At 67.2% G+C, this 18,402-nt stretch carries 20 protein-coding genes; 17 read left to right on the top strand and 3 right to left on the bottom strand.

All coding sequences use genetic code 11. The annotated features are described in order from the left end of the window. Positions 1-28: 28 nt before the first annotated feature. From RPB_RS05765 to purU, 5 genes are all read left to right on the top strand, one after another. On the top strand, positions 29-1,279 hold the full coding sequence (locus RPB_RS05765) for a sarcosine oxidase subunit beta family protein (RefSeq protein ID WP_011440040.1): 1,251 nt from the start codon (positions 29-31) through the stop codon (positions 1,277-1,279). Positions 1,280-1,286: 7 nt separating this feature from the next. Next, positions 1,287-1,562, top strand: coding sequence for a sarcosine oxidase subunit delta (locus RPB_RS05770; RefSeq protein ID WP_011440041.1), 276 nt, complete (start codon positions 1,287-1,289; stop codon positions 1,560-1,562). After that, positions 1,559-4,522: a sarcosine oxidase subunit alpha family protein gene (locus RPB_RS05775; RefSeq protein WP_011440042.1), complete on the top strand. Its 2,964-nt coding sequence runs from the start codon at positions 1,559-1,561 to the stop codon at positions 4,520-4,522. Before RPB_RS05770 ends, RPB_RS05775 begins: the two co-directional genes overlap by 4 nt. After that, a complete protein-coding gene (locus tag RPB_RS05780) occupies positions 4,515-5,096 on the top strand; it encodes a sarcosine oxidase subunit gamma (protein ID WP_011440043.1) in 582 nt (193 codons plus the stop codon). Before RPB_RS05775 ends, RPB_RS05780 begins: the two co-directional genes overlap by 8 nt. A gap of 63 nt (positions 5,097-5,159) precedes the next feature. Continuing rightward, entirely contained in the window at positions 5,160-6,023 is an 864-nt protein-coding gene (purU, locus tag RPB_RS05785) for a formyltetrahydrofolate deformylase (protein ID WP_011440044.1), read from the top strand. A 226-nt stretch (positions 6,024-6,249) separates the two neighbouring features. Here purU and RPB_RS05790 read toward each other — a convergent pair whose 3' ends face one another. Then, on the bottom strand, positions 6,250-7,521 hold the full coding sequence (locus tag RPB_RS05790; RefSeq protein WP_041797995.1) for an acyl-CoA dehydrogenase family protein: 1,272 nt from the start codon (positions 7,519-7,521) through the stop codon (positions 6,250-6,252). A 404-nt stretch (positions 7,522-7,925) separates the two neighbouring features. Here RPB_RS05790 and RPB_RS05795 point away from each other — a divergent pair, with 404 nt between their 5' ends. From RPB_RS05795 to RPB_RS05830, 8 genes are all read left to right on the top strand, one after another. Next, entirely contained in the window at positions 7,926-8,651 is a 726-nt protein-coding gene (locus RPB_RS05795; protein ID WP_011440046.1) for an aspartate/glutamate racemase family protein, read from the top strand. Positions 8,652-8,666: 15 nt separating this feature from the next. Then, the gene (locus RPB_RS05800) at positions 8,667-9,686 is read left to right on the top strand and encodes a quinone oxidoreductase family protein (protein ID WP_011440047.1); all 1,020 of its coding nucleotides are present in this window, start codon (positions 8,667-8,669) and stop codon (positions 9,684-9,686) included. Next, positions 9,683-10,093: a PaaI family thioesterase gene (locus RPB_RS05805; protein WP_011440048.1), complete on the top strand. Its 411-nt coding sequence runs from the start codon at positions 9,683-9,685 to the stop codon at positions 10,091-10,093. The genes RPB_RS05800 and RPB_RS05805 overlap by 4 nt, the downstream gene beginning before the upstream one ends. Positions 10,094-10,120: 27 nt before the next feature. Further along, positions 10,121-10,882 carry an SDR family NAD(P)-dependent oxidoreductase gene (locus RPB_RS05810; protein WP_011440049.1) on the top strand — a complete coding sequence of 254 codons (762 nt, stop codon included), beginning with the start codon at positions 10,121-10,123 and terminating at the stop codon, positions 10,880-10,882. Positions 10,883-11,060: 178 nt separating this feature from the next. Continuing rightward, entirely contained in the window at positions 11,061-11,525 is a 465-nt protein-coding gene (locus RPB_RS05815) for an Lrp/AsnC family transcriptional regulator (protein WP_011440050.1), read from the top strand. A gap of 76 nt (positions 11,526-11,601) precedes the next feature. Then, positions 11,602-12,849, top strand: coding sequence for an ABC transporter substrate-binding protein (locus RPB_RS05820; RefSeq protein WP_011440051.1), 1,248 nt, complete (start codon positions 11,602-11,604; stop codon positions 12,847-12,849). 240 nt (positions 12,850-13,089) lie between these two features. Next, the gene (locus RPB_RS05825; RefSeq protein WP_041797996.1) at positions 13,090-14,610 is read left to right on the top strand and encodes a class I adenylate-forming enzyme family protein; all 1,521 of its coding nucleotides are present in this window, start codon (positions 13,090-13,092) and stop codon (positions 14,608-14,610) included. 259 nt (positions 14,611-14,869) lie between these two features. Next, complete coding sequence (locus RPB_RS05830) at positions 14,870-15,175, top strand: hypothetical protein (RefSeq protein ID WP_011440053.1); 306 nt, start codon at positions 14,870-14,872, stop codon at positions 15,173-15,175. A gap of 36 nt (positions 15,176-15,211) precedes the next feature. Here RPB_RS05830 and cobD read toward each other — a convergent pair whose 3' ends face one another. Further along, positions 15,212-16,246, bottom strand: coding sequence for a threonine-phosphate decarboxylase CobD (gene cobD, locus RPB_RS05835; RefSeq protein ID WP_011440054.1), 1,035 nt, complete (start codon positions 16,244-16,246; stop codon positions 15,212-15,214). Then, entirely contained in the window at positions 16,243-16,383 is a 141-nt protein-coding gene (locus tag RPB_RS24840; RefSeq protein ID WP_011440055.1) for a hypothetical protein, read from the bottom strand. Before RPB_RS24840 ends, cobD begins: the two co-directional genes overlap by 4 nt. 193 nt (positions 16,384-16,576) lie before the next feature. Here RPB_RS24840 and RPB_RS05840 point away from each other — a divergent pair, with 193 nt between their 5' ends. The 4 genes from RPB_RS05840 (at position 16,577) to RPB_RS05855 (ending at position 18,332) form a co-directional block, all read left to right on the top strand. Continuing rightward, positions 16,577-16,810: a hypothetical protein gene (locus RPB_RS05840; RefSeq protein WP_011440056.1), complete on the top strand. Its 234-nt coding sequence runs from the start codon at positions 16,577-16,579 to the stop codon at positions 16,808-16,810. A 99-nt stretch (positions 16,811-16,909) separates the two neighbouring features. Further along, on the top strand, positions 16,910-17,584 hold the full coding sequence (locus RPB_RS05845; protein ID WP_011440057.1) for a Crp/Fnr family transcriptional regulator: 675 nt from the start codon (positions 16,910-16,912) through the stop codon (positions 17,582-17,584). 97 nt (positions 17,585-17,681) lie between these two features. Next, positions 17,682-17,876, top strand: a complete 195-nt coding sequence (locus RPB_RS05850; protein ID WP_011440058.1) for a YgaP family membrane protein — start codon at positions 17,682-17,684, stop codon at positions 17,874-17,876. A gap of 75 nt (positions 17,877-17,951) precedes the next feature. Continuing rightward, complete coding sequence (locus RPB_RS05855; RefSeq protein WP_011440059.1) at positions 17,952-18,332, top strand: carboxymuconolactone decarboxylase family protein; 381 nt, start codon at positions 17,952-17,954, stop codon at positions 18,330-18,332. Positions 18,333-18,402: the final 70 nt, after the last annotated feature.

Here is an 18,402-nt window from a genome sequence, read left to right on the forward strand (position 1 = left end):
CGCGACAGTGCAGGCCGAAGGATCAAGCATGCGCTATTCGCTGTTCTCGCTTCTCGGCAACACACTCGGCGGCCACAAGGGCTGGAAGCCGACCTGGCGCGACGCCGCGCCGAAGCCTGCCTACGATGTGGTGATCATCGGCGGCGGCGGCCACGGCCTCGCGACAGCCTATTATCTCGCCAGCCGCTACGGCGTGCGCAACGTCGCGGTGCTGGAAAAGGGCTGGATCGGCGGCGGCAATATGGGCCGCAACACCACCATCATCCGCTCCAACTATCTGTTGCCCGGCAACATCCCGCTTTACGAGCTGTCGATGAAGCTGTGGGAGGGGCTGGAGCAGGACTTCAACTACAACGCCATGGTCAGCCAGCGCGGCGTGCTGAACCTGTATCATTCCGACGCCCAGCGCGACGCCTATGCGCGGCGCGGCAACGCGATGCGGCTGCACGGCGTCGATGCCGAACTGCTCGACCGCGACGGCGTGCGCAAACTCTATCCGTTCCTGAATTTCGACGACGCGCGGTTTCCGATCCAGGGCGGCCTGCTGCAGGCCCGCGGCGGCACCGCGCGGCACGACGCGGTGGCCTGGGGCTTCGCCCGCGGCGCCAGCGATCGCGGCGTCGACATCGTGCAGAATTGCGAAGTCACCGGCATCACCATTGTGAACGGCCGGGTCACCGGGGTCGAGACCACGCGCGGCCCGATCGCTGCGGGCAAGGTCGGCATCGCCGTCGCCGGCTCGAGCTCGCGCGTCGCCGCGATGGCCGGGATGCGGCTGCCGATCGAGTCCTTCGTGCTGCAGGCGATGGTGTCGGAAGGGCTGAAGCCGATCATCCCCGGCGTCATCACCTTCGGGGCCGGACATTTCTATATCAGCCAGTCCGACAAAGGTGGCCTCGTGTTCGGCGGCGATCTCGACGGCTACAATTCCTACGCGCAGCGCGGCAATCTGCCGACCGTGGAAGACATCTGCGAGGGCGGCATGGCGCTGATGCCGGCGATCGGCCGCGCCCGCATCCTGCGCACCTGGGCCGGCCTTTGCGACATGTCGATGGACGGCTCGCCGATCATCGATCGCACGCCGACGCAGAATCTCTATCTCAATGCCGGCTGGAACTACGGCGGCTTCAAAGCCACGCCGGGCTCCGGCCTCGTGTTCGCGCATCTGCTCGCCCGCGACGAGCCGCATCCCGCCGCCGTCGAGTTGCGGCTCGATCGGTTCGCGCGCGGTGCGGTGATCGACGAAAAGGGCCAGGGCGCCCAACCGAATCTGCATTGAGGGCGCGATGAGAATTCCCTGCCCGTATTGTGGATCGCGCGATGTCTCCGAGTTCTCCTATCTCGGCGACGCGGCGCCGCAAAGGCCTGATCCGTCAGGCGACGCAAGCAGCGTCGAAGCGGCGTTCTTCGACTACGTCTATCTGCGCGACAACCCCGCCGGCCCGCATCGCGGGCTCTGGTATCACGGCGCCGGCTGCCGGAACTGGCTGGTGGTGAGGCGCAATCCGTCCACGCATGAAATCCTCGAGGTCGCGCTTGCGGCGAAGGAGCCGGCGGCATGAGCGCGGCTTCACGCATCAGCGGCGGCCTGATTGATCGCGACAAGCCGCTGCGATTTTCCTTCGACGGCACGGCGATGACCGGCTTCGCCGGCGACACGCTGGCCTCGGCGCTGGTGGCCAACGGCACCCGCCTGGTCGGCCGCTCGTTCAAATATCATCGGCCGCGCGGCATTTTCTCCGCCGGCTCCGAAGAGCCGAACGCGCTGGTCGAATTGCGCAGCGGTGCGCGGCGTGAGCCCAACACCAAGGCGACCACGGTCGAGCTCTATGACGGCCTCGAGGCGCACAGCCAGAACCGCTGGCCGTCGCTGGCGTTCGATTGGCGCGCGGTGCATCAGCTCGCGTCGCCGCTGATCGTCGCCGGCTTCTACTACAAGACCTTCATGTGGCCGGCCGCGTTTTGGGAAAAGCTCTACGAGCCGCTGATCCGCCGCTCCGCCGGGCTCGGCCGCCTCAGTGGCGAGCCCGATCCGGACACATATGAGAAAGCCACCGCGTTCTGCGACCTGCTGATCATCGGCGGCGGCCCCGCGGGCCTTGCCGCGGCGCTGGCGGCGGGGCGTGCCGGCGCGCGCGTGATCCTGGTCGAAGAAGACTTTGCGCTCGGCGGCCGGCTGCTGTCCGAGCTTTGCGAGATCGACGGACTGTCGGGGGCCGGGTGGGCACAACTGGCGGAAGCCGAACTCGCAACCCTGAGTAATGTCCGGATCCTGCGCCGGTCCAGCGTGTTCGGCGTCTATGATGATGAGTTCGGCGTGATCGAGCGCGTCGCCGATCATCTGCCGGTGCCGCCGGCGTTTACGCCGCGGCAGCGGCTGTGGAAGATCGTGGCGCGGGAGTCGTTGCTGGCGACCGGCGCGACCGAGCGGCCGATCGTGTTCGGCGGCAACGACCGGCCCGGCGTGATGCTGGCCTCCGCTGTGCGGAGCTACGTCAACCGCTTCGCCGCAGCGCCGGGACAGCGCGCGGTGGTGTTCACGACCAGCGACGACGGCTGGCGCAGCGCGGCTGATCTGTCGCGCGCCGGAATTGTAGTCGCTGCCGTAGTCGATCCGCGCCGCGAGGTCGCCGCTTCCATCCGCGCGTTGGCCGGCAACGCGCCGGTGCATCTTGGCGCGTCGGTCACCGACGCCATCGGCGGGCAATCGCTGCGTGCGGTCGAGATCGTCGATGCCGCCGGCAAACGGCAAAAACTCGCCGCCGATCTGCTCGCTGTGTCCGGCGGCTGGAATCCGAACATCGCGCTCGCCACCCATCTCGGCGGCAAGGGCGAATGGAATCCCGAGACATCGGCGTTTCTCGCGGCCGGCGCGCCGAAGGCGATGACCATCGCGGGTGCCGCGGCCGGCCGTTTCACGCTGGCGCAGGCGTTGGAGGACGGCGCGCGCTGGGGCGCGGAGGCCGCATCGCGTTGCGGCCATGCCGGCGCCGCGCAGCCGGCCTATCGCGCCAGCGACGAAGCTTTCGCCGTGACGCCGCTGTGGCAGGTCGCAGGCGCCCGCAGCAAGGCCTTCGTCGATCTGCAGAACGACGTCACCGCCGCCGATATCGCGCTCTCGGCGCGCGAGGGCTTTCGCTCGGTCGAGCACCTGAAGCGCTACACCACGCTCGGCATGGCGACCGACCAAGGCAAGACCTCCAACGTCAACGGCCTGGCGATGATGGCGGCGCTCACCGAGCGCAGCATCGCCGCCGCAGGCACCACGCGGGCCCGGCCGCCGCAGGTGCCGGTCGCGATCGGCGCATTCGGCGGCCTCAGCACCGGCAAGCATTTCAAGCCGACGCGTCTCACCGCGACTCACGACTGGTCCGCCCAGCAGGGCGCGAGTTTCGTCGAGACCGGGCAGTGGTTGCGCGCGCAATGGTTCGCACGGCCGGGCGAGACCGACTGGCTGCAAAGCGTGTCGCGCGAAGTCGATGCCGTGCGGAGCGCGGTCGGGATTTGCGACGTCTCCACCCTCGGCAAGATCGCGCTGTGCGGCGCCGACGTCGGCGTGTTTCTCGACCGAGTCTACATCAACACCTTCTCGACGCTGGCGGTCGGCAAGGTGCGCTATGGCGTGATGCTGCGCGAGGACGGCTTCGTCATGGACGACGGCACAACCGCGCGGCTCGCCGAGGATCACTACGTGATGTCGACCACCACCGCGAACGCGGTGAAGGTGATGCAGCATCTCGAATTCTGCCATCAGGTGCTGTGGCCCGAGCTCGACGTGCAGATGGTCTCGGTCACCGAGCAATGGGCGCAGGTCGCGGTCGCCGGGCCTCGGTCCCGCACGCTTCTGCAGAATCTGTTCGGGCCGGGTGTCGATCTGTCGGATGCGGCGTTTCCCTATATGGCGTGCGGCGAATTCCGCCTCGGCGAGGTGCCGGCGCGGCTGTTCCGGATCTCGTTCTCCGGCGAGCGCGCCTACGAGATCGCAGTGCCGGCCGGCTATGGCGATGCGCTGATGCGCGCGCTGATGGCGGCGGGTGAAGGCCTCGGCGTCGTGCCCTACGGCACCGAGGCGCTCGGCGTGATGCGGATCGAGAAGGGCCACGCCGCCGGCAATGAACTCAACGGCCAGACGGTGGCGCGCGATCTCGGCCTCGGCCGGATGATGTCGACGAAGAAAGACTTCATCGGCCGGGTGATGGCGGGCCGGCCCGCGCTGATCGATCCGGCGCGGCCGACGCTGGTCGGCCTGCGTCCGGTCGATCGCAACGACCGCCTGCGCAACGGCGCGCATCTGTTCGCGCCCGGCGCAGCGCCGTCGCCGGAGACCGATCAGGGCTTCGTCACGTCGTCGGCGTTCAGCCCGTCGCTCGGCCACTGGATCGCGCTGGCGCTGCTGTCGCGCGGTCCGGATCGGATCGGCGAACGTATTCGCGTCTACGATCCGATCCGCGCGCATGATTTCGAGGCCGAGATCGTGTCGCCGGTGTTTGTCGATCCGGAAGGAGAGCGGCTGCGTGGCTGAGCTGATGTATCAGAGCCCCTGGCGGGCGCTCGCTCCGCGCGGCAGCGGCGCCGGCGTCACCGCCGCGCCGATCGAACGCCGCGGCATCGCGACGGTGATGGCCCGCAAGGGCAGGATCGCCGAGCTGGGCGCGGCCGTGCAACGTGCATACGGCATCGCGCTGTGCGATCGGCCCAAGCGCGTCAGCGCCGCCAGCGTGACGTTTCTCGGCATCGGCCCGGGCAGATGGCTGGCGATCTCGCAGCGACCGGAGCTCGGCTTCGTCGCGGTGCTCGCGGCGCAGCTCGACGGATTGGCGTCCGTGGTCGATCAGTCCGATGGCCTCGCGCTGCTGCAGCTGTCCGGCCCGGCGCTGCAATCGGTGCTCGAAAAGGGTTTTCAGATCGATTGCGCGGCGCTCGCGCCGGATGGTTGCGCAGTGACCAGCGTGCATCACATCGGCGCGACGATCTGGGCGACCGGCGACGGCGGCTTTGCGGTCGCGGTGGCGCGCAGCCTGGTCGGCGGATTTTTGCACTGGCTCGAAACGTCGGCGGCCGCCGGCGGCCTCGCGGTGGCGCCCGATCGAGGTTGAAGCCTCTCGCCCGGTACTGACTTTCACGCGGATTTTCCGCGCGCTTTCGCATGGAGTCTTTCGATGCCTCACACCAATGTCGTGCTGTCGCTGTCCTGCCGCGACCAGCCGGGAATCGTCGCAGCGGTCTCCAAGCTGCTGTTCGACGCCGGCTGCAATGTCGTCGAGGCGCATCAGTTCAACGATGCCGAGACCCATCTGTTCTTCATGCGGATGCGCTTCGCGATGCTGAAGCCGGACGCCAGCATTGCGGCGCTCGAGGCCGCCTTCGAGCCGGTCGCGAACGAATTCGGCATCACCTGGACAATGCGCAGCCTCAGCGAGAAGCAGCGGGTGATGATCCTGGTGTCGAAGTTCGACCATTGCCTCGCCGACCTGCTGTATCGCTGGCGCACCGGCGAACTTGCGATGGATGTCGCCGGCATCATCGCCAACCATCCGCGCGAGACCTACGCGCATCTCGATCTCGACGGCATCCCGTTCCACTATCTGCCGGTCACCAAGCCGACCAAGATGGAGCAGGAGGCGCAGGTCTGGGAGCTGATCCGCGCCGCCAATACCGACCTCGTCGTGCTGGCGCGCTACATGCAGGTGCTGTCGGACGGGCTGTGCGCGAAGCTCGCCGGCCGCTGCATCAACATCCACCACTCGTTCCTGCCGGGCTTCAAGGGCGCGCGGCCGTATCACCAGGCGTTCGAACGCGGCGTCAAGCTGATCGGCGCCACCGCGCATTACGTCACGCCCGATCTCGACGAAGGCCCGATCATCGAGCAGGACGTCGAGCGCATCAGCCATCACAATTGCGTCGAGGATCTGGTGCGCAAGGGCCGCGAGATCGAACGCCGCGTGCTCGCCCGCGCCATCACCTGGCACATCGACGGCCGGGTGATCGTCAACGGCACGAAGACGGTGGTGTTCAAGGATTGAGGAAACTCGGACTCGTCATCCTGAGGTGCGCGCCCTTGCGCGCTTCTGAATCGTCATCCTGAGGTGCGAGCGTAGCGAGCCTCGAAGGATTCGGCGACGAGTAGCGGCATCCGTGCCTGCGGCCCATCCTTCGAGGCCCGTCGCATCGCGCGTTGCGCGATACGACGGGCACCTCAGGATGACGGCGGAAACAGCGGAGAGACCGCGTCTATCAGTAAGAAGCGCCTTACAGCGTCAACTCATGCCGCCCCACCACCATCCAGTGCACCTCGTCCGGGCCGTCGGCGAAGCGCAGGTGGCGGACGTCGGTGTACATCTCGGCCAGCGGGGTCCATTGCGAGATGCCGGTGGCGCCGTGCATCTGGATCGCCTGGTCGATGATCTTGCAGGCGCGCTCGGGCACCATGGCCTTGACCATGCTGACCCAGACGCGGGCTTCCTTGTTGCCGAGCACGTCCATCGCCTTGGCGGCCTTCAGCACCATCAGCCGCATCGCCTCGATCTCGCAGCGGGCCTGCGCGATGATCTGCATGTTGCCGCCGAGATGCGCGATCTTCTGGCCGAAAGCCACCCGGGTCAGGCCGCGCACCACCATCATGTCGAGCGCCTTCTCGGCCTTGCCGATGGTGCGCATGCAATGATGAATGCGGCCGGGGCCGAGCCGGAGCTGCGAAATCTCGAAGCCGCGGCCCTCGCCGAGCAGGATGTTCTCCTTCGGCACCCGCACATTGTTGAAGCGCATGTGCATGTGGCCGCGCGGCGCGTGGTCGTGGCCGAACACGTGCATCGGGCCGATCACCTCGACGCCGGGGGTGTCGACCGGCACGAGGATCTGCGATTGCTGCTTGCTGGGCGCCGCGGTCGGGTCGGTCTTGACCATCACGATCATGATCTTGCAGCGCGGGTCGCCGAGGCCGGAGATGTAGTACTTCTCGCCGTTGATCACCCACTCGTCGCCGTCGAGCTTGGCCGAGGTCGAGACGTTCTTGGCGTCGGAGGAGGCGACGTTCGGCTCGGTCATCACATAGGCCGAGCGGATCTCGCCGTTGAGCAGCGGCTTCAGCCACTTCTCCTTCTGCGCGGCGGTGCCGACCCGCTCCAGCACTTCCATGTTGCCGGTGTCGGGCGCCGAGCAGTTCATCACCTCGGAGGCGAGCGGCGCCTTGCCGAGCTCGGCGGCGATATAGGCGTAGTCGAGATTGTTCAGGCCCTCGCCGGTCTCGGCGTCGGGCAGGAAGAAGTTCCACAGGCCGACGTCCTTGGCCTTGTTCTTGGCCTTGCCGAGAATCTCGAGCTGCTTGTCGGTGAACGACCAGCGGTTCGGGTTGCCTTCGCCGGCCGCCTCGAATTCGTGCGACATCGGCTCGACGGTCTCGGCGATGAACTTCTTGACGTGGTCGTACAGCGGCCGGACCTTCTCGGACATCCGCAGGTCGTTCAGTTCGTCTTCCGGAGCGAGCGTGTAGGGGGTGTGGCGGGGCACATAGGCCAATTCCATCGTGGTTCCTCCCGATGTGATCATCGCGTTTCCCCATCCTGAGTGGATGGTTGCGGGTCCTTTATAGACATGAACGCGTGCGCTTGTCGAAGGTGTGCCGGCGCGGCGGCAGGCCGGATGCACGTGGAGGCCCGGCGGCGGCCGATTTCAAATCGGCGGGCAGCGGGAGAATCACAATGTGAATGATGGCTTGAATTGGAATTTCATTTCAGAAATTTGGTGCAAATAGAATCCAGTTCCACCACAACCTCACGCGCCCGTCGACAACGAAAACCGTTCACCGCCGCCCGATGCTAGGTTTTGCGCAGCGACGATGACACGACCCGCGGCACGCCACGCTGATATTCCGCCGGGCGATCATCGCGACCACGTGCCGCGCCGGCGGCATCGGACTGCGGAGACGGATGATGAAGACGATCGGCCTGATTGGCGGCATGAGCTGGGAGAGCACGGCGGTGTATTATCGCCGGCTCAACGAACAGGTGCGCAAGGCGCGCGGCGGGCTGCATTCCGCCGAGATCCTGCTGCGCTCGGTCGATTTCGACACCATCGTCGCGCTGCAGACCGCCGGCGATTGGGACGGCGCCACGCGCGTGCTGCAGAAGATCGCCCGCGAATTGCAGGCCGCCGGCGCCGATTGCGTGCTGATCTGCACCAATACGATGCACAAGCTCGCCGACGCGGTGCAAAGCGCGATCGACATCCCGCTTTTGAACATCATCGACATCTGCGCGCAGGAATTGAAGCAGGCCGGCGCCCGCAAGCCGCTGCTGCTGGCGACGCGCTACACCATGGAACACGATTTCTATCGCGAGCGGATGCGCCGCCGCCACGGCATCGAGACCCTCGTGCCCGAGGCCGACGATCGCAGCGCGGTTCACGACGTCATCTTCACGGAACTGTGCTGCGGAATCATCCGCGACGCCTCGCGGCAGCGCTACATGGAGATCATCGCGAAGGGCCGCGCCGCGGGTGCCGACAGCGTGATTCTCGGCTGCACCGAGATCGGCCTCTTGATCCAGCCGGAGAACATTGATCTACCGGCTTACGACTCGACGCTGCTGCACGCCGATGCGGCGGTCGACTTCGCACTCGGCAGCGGCCCGCTCGGCCGCGCCGACGCAGCCTAAGGAGAACAAGAAAACATGCGCGCGATGGTCCTGCGGGAACACGGGGGGCTCGACAAGCTCACCTTCGATCCGAATTTCCCCGATCCCGACATCGGACCCGGCGACGTGCTGTTGCGCGTGCGCGCGACCTCGCTGAACTATCACGACATCTTCACCCGTCGCGGCATGCCGGGCATCAAGATCCCGTTGCCGGTGATCATGGGGCTCGATGTCGCAGGCGAGATCGTCGTGGTCGGCGACGGCGTCGAGGGCTGGAAGGCCGGCGACCGCGTGCTGGTCGATCCGCTCAACCGCGTCGAAGGCGGGCTGATGGGCGAGACCATGAATGGCGGCCTCGCCGAATTGTGCAAGGCGCGCGCGCATCAGCTCGTGCGTATCCCCGATAATGTGAGCTTCGAACAGGCCGCGGCGCTGCCGGTCGCCTACGGCACCGCGCACCGCATGATGACCACCAACGGGCAGGTCAAGGCGGGCGAGAAGGTGCTGATCCTCGGCGCCTCCGGCGGCGTCGGCGTGTGCTGCGTGCAGCTCGCCAAGATCGCCGGCGCTTACGTGATCGCCTGCGCCGGCTCCGCCGAGAAAGGCGAGCGCCTGAAGCAGCTCGGCGCCGACGAGGTCATCCTCTACACGCAGGAAGACTTCATGCAGGTGGTGCGGCAACGCCATGGCCGGCCGGCGCGGGTCGGCGGCACAGGCTCGGAGAACGGCGGCGTCGACGTCGTGGTGAATTTCACGGGCGGCGACACCTGGGTGAAGTCGCTGCGCACGCTCAAGCTCGGCGGTCGCATCCTGACCTGCGGCGCCACCGCGGGCTACGATCCGGCCGAGGATCTGCGCGTGATCTGGACGTTCGAGTTGCAGGTCCGCGGCTCCAACGGCTGGGAGCGCGACGACATCGAGAAGCTGTTCGGGCTGCTGTCGTCGGGACGGCTCACCGCCAAGGTCGACAAGGCGTTTCCGCTGCAGCAGGCCGCGGATGCACTGGCGATGCTGGAAGACCGCACCGTGTTCGGAAAAGTCGTGGTGACGCCATGAGCGAGCCGCTGGCGCCCGCGCAGATCGAGGCGATGCTGCAGGCCTCGCCGTTCATTTCGTTTCTCGGCCTGACGGTGAGTTCGCTCGACGCCGCCAATCAGGAGATCGTGATGCGATCGCCGATGCGCCCGGAATTCGAGCGCGAGCCCGGCACCAAGCAGTGGCACGGCGGCCCGATCGCCTCGATCATCGACACTGTCGGCGACTACGCGCTGGTGATGTTCGTCGGCCGCGGCTTGCCCACGATCAATTTTCGCGTCGATTATTTCCGCCCCGCGATCGACACCGCGCTGATCTCGACCGGCCGGGTGCGCCGGCTCGGCCGCACCGTCGGCGTCGCCGATGTCGACGTCCACGACGAGAAGGGCGCGCTGATCGCGATCGGGCGCGCGACCTATGCGATCTGATATCACGAGATCAGCGCCGGAGCCGCGATGAAGCCGCTCGCCGACAGGATCGCTCTCGTCACCGGCGCCAGCCGCGGCATCGGGCGCGCGATCGCTGTCCGGCTGGCGCAGGACGGCGCGGTCGTCGGGATCCACTATCGCGCCGAGCGCGACAAGGCCGCCGAGTTGCTCGCGCAGATCCGCAGCGATGGCGGCGACGGCTTCCTGATCGCAGCCGATCTCGCCGACCCCGCCGGCGCCGTGCAACTCGCCGAAGCGCTGATCGCCGAACTGCGCCGCCGGCGCGATCCGCCGCTGCTCGACATCCTCGTCAACAACGCCGGCATCGACGACCGCAAGACCATCGAGCAGGTCACCGAAGCCGAGTTCGACCGGATGTGGCAGGTCAATTTCAAGTCGCCGTTCTTCCTGATCCAGAAGCTCTTGCCGGTGCTGGCCGATGGCGGCCGCATCATCAACATCTCGTCGATGGCGGCGCGGCTGTCGTTTCCGACCATGCCGGTCTACGCGCCGACCAAGGCGGCGCTGTCGACGCTGAGCCGCATCCTCGCCGCGCATCTCGGCCCGCGCGGCATCACGGTGAATGCGGTGCTGCCGGGTGCGACGGCGACCGATCTCAACCCTGCCGCGTCCGATCCGCAGCGCGCCGCCGCGCTCCGCGACAGCATCGCGCTCGGCCGCATCGCGGGGCCAGAGGACATCGCGCCGATCGTCGCCTTCCTCGCCTCGAAGGACGGCGGCTGGATCACCGGCGAGACCATCGAAGCCAGCGGCGGTCAGCGCCTATGAGCTATCGATTCGGTCGCGAATGTGTTTCTCCGAAACCGGGTTCGCGCCGGACGATTTCACTCTCTCTCCACGATTTGATGCACATCGATGCTGCGCGCGCGGCGCGTTTGGCATGGCGCGTGCTTTGTGCAATTCATCCGCAACGCTGCGCGCATAGCGCGGCAAGGATGGTGCGCTGATGGACCGGATCGATCTGAAGATACTCGGCTGCCTGCAGGACGACGCGATGATGCCGGTCGCGGCGGTGGCGGAGAAGGCGGGGCTGTCGACCTCGCCGTGCTGGCGCAGGATCCAGGCGCTGATCGAGAAGAAGATCATCCGCCGCCGCGTCGCGCTGCTCGACGCCAATCTGGTCAACGTGCCGGTGACGGTGTTCGTCACGCTGAAGACCAACAAGCATCACAGCAAATGGATGACGACCTTCGCACGCGAGATCGCCAAGATTCCGGAAGTCACCGAATTCTACCGGATGAGCGGCGAGGTCGACTATCTGCTGCGCATCGTGGTGCCCGACGTGGCGGCCTACGACAACGTCTACAAGCGGCTGATCAGCGCCGCCGAATTGTTCGACGTCAGTTCGAGCTTCGCGATGGAGACGATCAAATATTCCACCGCGCTGCCGCTCAACTACGCGAAGGTGTGAGTCCGGAAGCGGCGCAACGGGCAAAAGAGGTGAACAGTTGAACCACGGCAACGATCGGCGGATTGGAGAGAACATCATGGCCATCTATCGGACGAATGCGACCAGGCGGCTGGCGGCGCTCGCGCTCTGTGCGGGCCTCGGCATTTCGGGTCTCGGCATCGGTGCAGCGACGGCGCAACAGGCCGACAATTCGCCGGTGCGGATCGGCGTGCTCACCGACATGTCGGGCCTGTTCGCCGACATCTCCGGTCCGGGCGCGGTCACGGCGGTGAAGATGGCGGTCGACGATTTCGGCGGCAAGGTGCTCGGCCGGCCGATCGAGGTGCTGTCCGCCGATCACCAGAACAAGGCCGATGTCGGCGTCTCGCTGGCGCGCGAATGGATCGACGAGAAGAACGTGGCGATGCTCGCCGATCTGATGAACTCGTCGGTCGCGCTCGGCGTCATGGAACTGACCAAGGCCAAGGACCGCATCGCCATCGTCAACGGCGCGTCGACCTCGGTGATTACCAACGAGAAATGCACGCCGAACAGCATTCACTACACTTGGGACACCTATGCGCTGGCGCGCGGCACCGCCAATGCGGTGGTCAAGCGCGGCAAGAAAAAGTGGGCGATCCTGCAGGCCGATTTCGCCTACGGCCACCAGCTCGCCAATGACAGCCGCCGCTTCGTCGAGGCGGCCGGCGGCAAGGTGGTGTCGGACATCAAGCACCCGATCAACACCAGCGACTTCTCGTCCTTCCTGCTGCAGGCGCAGAGCTCGGGCGCGGACGTGATCGCGCTCGCCAATGGCGGCGCCGACACCATCAACGCCATCAAGTCGGCGGCCGAATTCGGCATCGGCCGCGACGGCAAGCAGCAGGTGGTCGGCCTCGCCATCAACCTCAACGACACCCGCGCGCTCGGCCTCGCCAACGCGCAAGGGCTGCTGCTGACCGAGGCGTGGTACTGGGACCTCAACGACGAGACCCGCGCCTTCGCCAAGCGGTTCCAGGAGAAGTTCGGCAAGATGCCGACCTCGACCCAGGCCGGCGACTACTCCTCGACCATGCATTACCTGAAAGCGGTCGCCGCCGCCGGCACGCTGGATGCGCAGACCGTGATGGCCAAGATGCGCGAGATGCCGATCGACGATTTCTTCGCCAAGGGCGGCAAGATCCGGATCGACGGCCGCATGGTGCACGACATGTATCTGGCCGAAGTGAAGAAGCCGGCGGACTCCAAGGGGCCGTGGGACTTCTACACCATCCTCGAAACCATCCCCGGCGACCAGGCCTTCCGCCCGCTGTCGGAAAGCGCCTGCCCGCTGGTGAAGAAGTAAGCGGTCGCCGGAGCAACGCTACGGCTACAGCAAGTCCGGGCTTCAAGTTCGCTCCCGGATTCCTCAACCCGTCATGGCCGGGCTTGACCCGGCCATCCACGTCTTGCCACGTCGGCGAGCTCGAAGGCGTGGATGCCCGGGACGAGCCCGGGCATGACGAACTCTGAGTACACGGACTGGACCGAGACCTCCGTAGCCGTTTCAGTCCAATTACGATCACGTCCCCTCTGGAGTGCCTTCATGTCCTGGCCGTCCCGCAATCTCGGCTGCTGTTTCGATCCGTCGGCGCAACCCGACAAGGTCGCGATCATCGATCTGCGCCGCCCGGAGCAGCCGCAGGAGATCACCTACGCCGCGCTCGACGCCGCCTGCGACGCGGTGGCGCGCGGGCTGCTCGGCCGCGGCCTGACGCGCGGCGACCGCGTCGGCATCCTGTCGCTGAATTCGGCGCCGATGATCGCGGCCTATCTGGGCATCATGCGGGCCGGCCTCGTCGCGGTGCCGATCTCGTTCAAGCTGGCGCGCGACACCGTCGATTACATCGTCAAGGACGCCGATCTGCGCGCCGTGTTCCACGATCACGAGCGTGCCGCGACGGTGCCGGACGGCGTGCTCGGCATCGATTTCGACGCGCCGGACGGCTACGCGGCGCTGCTCGACCATGGCCCGTTCACCGCGATCGAGCCGCAGGCCCGCGAGGTCGCCACCATTCTCTACACCTCGGGGTCGACCGGCATGCCGAAAGGCGTGCTGCTGTCGCACGAATCGCAGATGTGGGCGCTCGACACCGCGGCGCGCGCCGGCGACCGCTCGCAGCATCGCTATATCGTCGCCGCGCCGATGTTCCACATGAACGCGACGATCAGCGCCAAGACCGCGCTCCATGCGGGCGCCTCGATGGTGCTGCTGCCGTCGTTCGACGCGCGGCTCTATGCGCAGGCGATCGCCAAATATCGCGTCACCTGGCTGACCTCGGTGCCGACCATGCTGGCGATGATGGCGCGCGAGCGCGACCTGATCGCCACGCTCGATTTCTCCTCGGTCAGCCATGTGATGATGGGCTCGGCGCCGCTCACCAAGGCGCTGGTCGAGAAGGTGCAGGGCATCTTCCCGGGGGCGGCGATCAGCAACGCCTATGGCACCACCGAGGCCGGCCCCGGCGTGTTCGGTCCGCATCCGGACGGCCTGCCGCGGCCGGACACGGCGGTCGGCTATCCGACCGAGGGCGCGCTCGCCGAATTGCGCGAGGGCCCCTCGCCGGACGAGGGCGTGCTCTACATGAAGAACCCGATGCTGATGGAGGGCTACAACAACCGGCCGGAGAAGACCGCCGAGGTGATGCGCGACGGCTGGTATCGCTCCGGCGACATCATGCGCCGCGACGCGCACGGCTTCTTCCATTTCCTCGGGCGCGCCGACGACATGTTCGTGGTCGGGGGCGAGAACGTCTGGCCCGGCGAGGTCGAGAAACTGATCGAGCGGATGCCCGGCGTGCACCAGGCCGCGGTGGTGCCGGTGCCGGACGACATCAAGGGCACGCTGCCGTTCGCCTTCGTGGTGAAGCAGGACGGCGCCGCGATCGACGAGGCGGCGGTGAAGACCTTCACCATCGCCAACGGCCCGGCCTTCGCCCACCCGCGCTTCGTCGAATTCCGCGCCGCCATCGCGTTATCGGCGACCAACAAGCCGGACCGGCGGCTCTTGACCGAGGAAGCCCAGCAGATCGCCGCAAAGCGCCGCGCGGCCGGCGAGCGGGGGTGAGCCCCAACCGGGCAATGTCAGTGGTTAATGCACAGTTGAGGCGCAGGGGGAGGCGGTCGTCCGGAGGTATTTAGGTATATTTTTCGTTCGTTTTGACTGCGTGCGGATACGCAGGGACAGCTTGGCAGATTGACATTTGCTGCACTGCGCTCAAGTGATGAGCCGAAGTTGGGATTGAAAGGCGAAAGCGAGTGGGTGGTGTCCCGCTGCGGTTGCCACTGACCCGGCCGGATCGATGCGTAACCGCAGGAGCATGGAGATGAGTGCCGTGGTTCGGATGTTCTATAATGTGCCGGTGATCGGCTGGCTGGTGAAGGATGCCGTCCACGGCACGCCCGAAGCCAAGTATTTCTTCGCCTTCAACCTCGTGGTGCTGCTGATCGCCGGGATCTATTTCATCGGCTATCCGCTGCTGATCACGCTCGGGCTGATCGGATCCGCCGCCGGCCTGTCCGGTCTGGTGCTGCTGACCTGCGGCGACGCGTTCGACAGCCGCGCCTCCGACGCCGTGGCCCGCGCCCCGGCCCCGCCGGTCCGCAAACCCTCGATGCGCCGGGCGGCCTGAGCCCCCGGCCGCAACCGCGCTCCGGGCTGGCTGCGATCAGCCCGCCCGCTGCGCGCAGCTCTGCGCCAGCCGCTGCCAGGCGGGCTCGTCCGCCGGCAGTCCGAAGCGATATCGGCGCGGGCTGTGCGCGAAGGCGCGGATCAGAATGCCCGCGCGCGCGAAGCGATCGACCAGATCGCGATCGTCTGCGTTCTCATACAGCCCGTACAGATCGGTGCCGCCGCACGGCGTGAGTTCGGCAGCGGCCAGCGTCGCGTCGAGCCGGCGGCGATCCTCACGCAGCCGCCCCCGCGTCGCGTCGATCCACGCGGTGTCGCGCAGCGCGGCCGTCGCGATCGTGCAGGCCGGTCCGGACGCCGCCCAGTCGCCGAGCAGATCGCGCCAGCGCTGCGCCTCGTCGGCATTCACCGCGACGAAGCCCAGCCGCAGCCCGGCGAGGCCGAAGAATTTTCCAAGCGAGCGCAGCACCACCACGCCACGCGGCAACGCCGCGCCGCGCAGCAGCGACGCCTCCGGCCTGAGATCGCCGAAGGCTTCGTCGACCACGAGGCGGCGCCCGGCCGCGCTCCAGTGCTGTGCGAATTCGGTCAGAGGCTCGCGCGCGATCAGCCGGCCGTCCGGATTGTTCGGGTTCACCACGACCACGACGTCGAACGCCGCCTGCGGATCGGGCAGGGTGTCGATCTCATGCACCTCGGCGCCCGCCGCGCACCACGCCGCCGCGTGCGAGCCGTAGGTCGGCCCGAGGATGCCGACTTGCGCGATCGAACCGGACGCAGTCCGCGCAAGCGGTGCCAGCCGGATCGCGATCTCGCTGCCCGGCACCGGCAGCATCGCGGCGCCGTCCGGTAGGCCGTAGGCCTGTGCGGCAGCGGCGCACAGATCGTCGAGCTCGCTCGTCAGCGGCAGCCGCGCGAACCATGACGGCGCCAGCGGCGGCACCGGATAAGCGATCGGATTGATCCCGGTCGACAGATCGATCCAGGGCCGCGGCGCGTCGGGATAGCATGTCGCCGCGATGTCGATCCGGCCGCCGTGAATCCGCAGCGCCGTCGCCGCGTCTGCCGTCAAGGCGTCACCAGCCAATAGCCGCCGACCACCAGGATCAGCGCCAGCACAATGATCACGCCGAGCACCGCGATGATGATCTGCGGCAGGCTGTGCTCGTCGAGCCAGCGCTGCAGCTTCCGTTCCAGTCCCAAACCCATCGATCGCTCACTTGTCCTGCGGCTCGGCCGGCGAGGGATTCTGCGGCCGGGCCGCTGATCTAGCACTTTGCCGGCCGGCGCGCGCCAATTCGCGTGCGGCGAAAGGTTCCGACCTTCGCCTGCGGCAACGCCGCTCGCTTCCCCCGGAACCAGCCGCTGCGTCCGGATTTGACCTATGAACAGGAGGTTTGCAATGTCGATCCGCTTTCAAATCGCGGCGCTGGTTTACATGATGATCAATGCGGTCGTATTCGGCGTCGGCCTCGTGACCGTCATGACGCTCCCGTCGCTCGCGCGCCACGCCTTCGACCTGATCCCCGTGGTGGTGGTCGCCAGTTTCGTGCTCGCCGCGCCGCTGGCGTGGCTGATCGCGCCGCGGCTGCGCGCGCGCTTCTGGCGGCCGCGACAGGCCACGGCCGGGCGCTGAGCCGCGGCGGTTCGCCGCCGCCGCCCGTTGACAAGGATCAAACGCCCGCCGAATGCTATACGGCATACGAGTAGCAGGGTGTGGTGAACGGCGGTCGTGATGAGCTTGCCAGATCTCGGCTGGTTGCAGCGCTTCCCGGCTCTGGCTGGAATGCCCGAGGCCGAGCGCGCGCCGCTGACCGGCGGCGCCATGGCGATGAGCCTTCCCGCCGGCACCACGGTGTTCGCGCCGGATCAGCCCTGCAGCATGTTCATCCTCGTCACCGTCGGCACGGTGCGGGTGTTTCAGCTCGACGCCGAGGGCAACGAGATCGTGCTGTACCGGCTCGGTCCCGGCAGCATCTGCATTCTCACCACGCTGGCGCTGCTCGCCTGCGACAGCTACAGCGCCTTCGCCGTCACCGAGACGCCGGTCGAGGCGGTCGGCCTGCCGGCGGCCACCTTCAACGAGCTGATGGCGCGCTCGGCGCAGTTCCGCAGCTTCGTGTTCAACGCCCAGGCGGCGCGGATGGCCGACCTGATGGCGGTGATCCAGAACGTCGCCTTCGCCTCGATCGACTCCCGCCTCGCGGCGCGGCTGCTCGCACTCGCCGACGACAGCCGCGGGCTGTCGATCACGCATCAGCAGCTCGCCGCCGAGATCGGCACCGCGCGCGAAGTCGTCAGCCGACATCTCAAGACCTTCGAGCGCCGCGGCTGGGTCAGCCTCGGCCGCGGCCGGGTCGAACTGCGCAACGCCGCGCCGTTGCGCGCCGCGGCCCAGGCCGGCCGCTGAGCCGCCCGCCGGTCGCGGGCGGTGACTTCGTCACAGACCGTGTGCCCAGCGTCCCTTACACGTCGAGTGTCACTCAACCAAGCGAGGGGAATTCAAGATGACCGTCAACATGGGAATGATCGACCGCCTGCTGCGCGCCATCGTCGGCGCCGGCCTGATCTATTGGGCGCTGACCAACGCCGACGCGTGGTGGGCGTGGATCGGCGTGGTGCCGCTGCTGACCGCGGCGGTCGGCTTCTGCCCGGCCTACACGCTGTTCGGCATCCGCACCTGCCCCGCCAAGCAGTCCTGATCGACCGCGGTTTGTTGAAGCTCCCGGAATCGGCTACGGCCCGATCCCGGGAGTTGTTCTCTTTCAGGTGAGACCATGCACAAGAACTGGATCGATTTGACCGGCGAATTGTCGACGGCGTTGCGCGAAGTGCGCGGCGGCGCGCCGGACGTGATGAAAGGCTTCTCGGCGATCGCGCAGGCGGCGCTGAAGGCCAACGCGCTCGACACCAAGACCAAGGAACTGATCGCGCTGGCGATCTCGGTGGCGACTCGCTGTGACGGCTGCATCGGCTTTCACGCCGAGGCCGCGGTGAGGCAGGGCGCCACCCGCGACGAGATCATGGAAACGATGGGCATGGCGATCTATATGGGCGCCGGCCCCAGCGTGATGTACGCCGCCCAGGCGGTCGAGGCCTACGATCAGTTCGTGCAGAAGAAGGCCGCCGCGGAAACCGCCAATTCCGCTGTGCGGTAGCCGCAACCAGCCCCGCAGCGGCGCGGGTTGCGTCGCCGCGCGCGCTGCGTCATATGGTCGGCTCTTGTTT

This window comes from Rhodopseudomonas palustris HaA2 (assembly GCF_000013365.1).
Classification (GTDB): domain Bacteria; phylum Pseudomonadota; class Alphaproteobacteria; order Rhizobiales; family Xanthobacteraceae; genus Rhodopseudomonas; species Rhodopseudomonas palustris_J.

Bases quoted from the DNA above. Each gene is read 5' to 3' on its own strand.
- RPB_RS05765 (WP_011440040.1), top strand. From the start codon at position 29: ATGCGCTATTCGCTGTTCTCGCTTCTCGGCAACACACTCGGCGGCCAC.
- RPB_RS05770 (WP_011440041.1), top strand. From the start codon at position 1,287: ATGAGAATTCCCTGCCCGTATTGTGGATCGCGCGATGTCTCCGAGTTC.
- RPB_RS05775 (WP_011440042.1), top strand. From the start codon at position 1,559: ATGAGCGCGGCTTCACGCATCAGCGGCGGCCTGATTGATCGCGACAAG.
- purU (WP_011440044.1), top strand. From the start codon at position 5,160: ATGCCTCACACCAATGTCGTGCTGTCGCTGTCCTGCCGCGACCAGCCG.
- RPB_RS05790 (WP_041797995.1), bottom strand. From the start codon at position 7,521: ATGGAATTGGCCTATGTGCCCCGCCACACCCCCTACACGCTCGCTCCG.
- RPB_RS05795 (WP_011440046.1), top strand. From the start codon at position 7,926: ATGATGAAGACGATCGGCCTGATTGGCGGCATGAGCTGGGAGAGCACG.
- RPB_RS05800 (WP_011440047.1), top strand. From the start codon at position 8,667: ATGCGCGCGATGGTCCTGCGGGAACACGGGGGGCTCGACAAGCTCACC.
- RPB_RS05805 (WP_011440048.1), top strand. From the start codon at position 9,683: ATGAGCGAGCCGCTGGCGCCCGCGCAGATCGAGGCGATGCTGCAGGCC.
- RPB_RS05810 (WP_011440049.1), top strand. From the start codon at position 10,121: ATGAAGCCGCTCGCCGACAGGATCGCTCTCGTCACCGGCGCCAGCCGC.
- RPB_RS05815 (WP_011440050.1), top strand. From the start codon at position 11,061: ATGGACCGGATCGATCTGAAGATACTCGGCTGCCTGCAGGACGACGCG.
- RPB_RS05820 (WP_011440051.1), top strand. From the start codon at position 11,602: ATGGCCATCTATCGGACGAATGCGACCAGGCGGCTGGCGGCGCTCGCG.
- RPB_RS05825 (WP_041797996.1), top strand. From the start codon at position 13,090: ATGTCCTGGCCGTCCCGCAATCTCGGCTGCTGTTTCGATCCGTCGGCG.
- RPB_RS05830 (WP_011440053.1), top strand. From the start codon at position 14,870: ATGAGTGCCGTGGTTCGGATGTTCTATAATGTGCCGGTGATCGGCTGG.
- RPB_RS24840 (WP_011440055.1), bottom strand. From the start codon at position 16,383: ATGGGTTTGGGACTGGAACGGAAGCTGCAGCGCTGGCTCGACGAGCAC.
- RPB_RS05840 (WP_011440056.1), top strand. From the start codon at position 16,577: ATGTCGATCCGCTTTCAAATCGCGGCGCTGGTTTACATGATGATCAAT.
- RPB_RS05845 (WP_011440057.1), top strand. From the start codon at position 16,910: ATGAGCTTGCCAGATCTCGGCTGGTTGCAGCGCTTCCCGGCTCTGGCT.
- RPB_RS05850 (WP_011440058.1), top strand. From the start codon at position 17,682: ATGACCGTCAACATGGGAATGATCGACCGCCTGCTGCGCGCCATCGTC.
- RPB_RS05855 (WP_011440059.1), top strand. From the start codon at position 17,952: ATGCACAAGAACTGGATCGATTTGACCGGCGAATTGTCGACGGCGTTG.